Source organism: Rhizobium sp. 10N427 (assembly GCF_056394605.1).
On the sequence record NZ_JBFTID010000039.1, the window covers coordinates 1 to 1,373 of the forward strand.

1 protein-coding gene is annotated in these 1,373 nt (G+C 66.3%); it reads left to right on the plus strand.

Translation table 11 applies throughout. The features are described from left to right. Positions 1 to 1,373, plus strand: a 1,373-nt coding sequence (locus tag AC1DIJ_RS30880) for an efflux transporter outer membrane subunit (RefSeq protein WP_112390954.1), incomplete at both ends; no start/stop codon positions are given.

Consider the following 1,373-nt stretch of genomic DNA (forward strand, 5'->3'; position numbering starts at 1 on the left):
TGGCCGGCTGTGTGAGCGGTCCGGATCATGTCCCCCCGGAGATGCCGCTTCCCGCGAAGTTCGGTGAAGGCGGGGTCAAGAGCAATGGTGATGTTGCGACCGCCCAGTGGTGGACGGCCTATCGCGATCAGCGGCTGAATTCGCTGGTGGCCCAGGGCATCGGCCAGAACCTCGACGTGCTGCAGGCGCTTGAGCGCATCAACGCTGCCGAAGCCCAGGTGACGGTCGCCGGTGCAGGCGCCCTGCCGAGCCTCGTCGTCGGTGCTTCCCATACGGTCAGCGGCCAGATGGGCAACCTTCGCACCCGCTCCGGCGCCACCAACACCACTGCCGGTGAGGCCAATGTCTCCTGGCTGCTCGATCTGTTCGGCGAATATCGCCGTTCGAAGGAAAGTGCGCTGGCCTCGCTGGATTCGGCCTATGCCACCGCCGATGTCGCCAAGCTCACCTTCCTCCAGGATCTGGTCAACAGCTATATCGACGCCCGCTACTACCAGGAACGCATCGCGCTCTCCCAGGCAAACCTGAAGTCGCGCCGCGAAACCTTCGATCTCACCAAGTTCCAGCTCGAAGCCGGTGCGGCCTCCCGCCTCGACGTCGTCCAGGCCGAAGGTCTGGTGCAGTCGACCCAGGCCGAAATCCCCGGCCTCGAAACCAACTTCCGGGTTGCCGCCCATCACATCGCCACCCTGCTCGGCCTGCCGGCCTCTTCGCTGGTCAGCGATCTGCAGAAGGGCTCGCATCAGCCGGTGTTCCGTGGCGGCCTGCAGGCCGGCATTCCGGCTGACCTGATCCGCAACCGTCCCGACATCCGCAAGGCCGAACGGGATCTGGCCGCTGCCACCGCCAATATCGGCGTGGCTGAGGCGCAGCTCTATCCGTCGATCTCGCTGTCCGGCTCGATCTCGCCCTCCTATGTCCGCCCGGTCGGCGGCAATGGCGGCCTGACCACCTGGTCCTTCGGCCCGACGCTGAACTTGCCGATCTTCGACGGCGGCCGCCTGCGCGCCAATGTCGACATCACCAAGTCGGATGCCAAGGCCGCCTATCTCGCCTGGAAGTCTGCGGTGCTGAGCGCCGTCGAGCAGGTCGAGAACGCACTGTCGGCAGTCCGCCGCGATGCGCAGACGGTTCAGGCCCTGCGTGCCCAGGTGAAGACCACCCAGGAATCGCTTGAGCTCTCGACCGCCAGCTACAAGGACGGCGCGTCCTCGCTGCTCGACGTTCTCGATGCCCAGCGCAACGTCTCGACGGCCCAGGCAAGCCTGGCCGCTGCCGTCCAGCAGATGGCCAAGGACTACGTCTCGCTCAACGTCGCCGTCGGCGGCGGCTATGCGCCCGATGGCGCAAAGCCGAGTGCCGTCGCGAAGGTG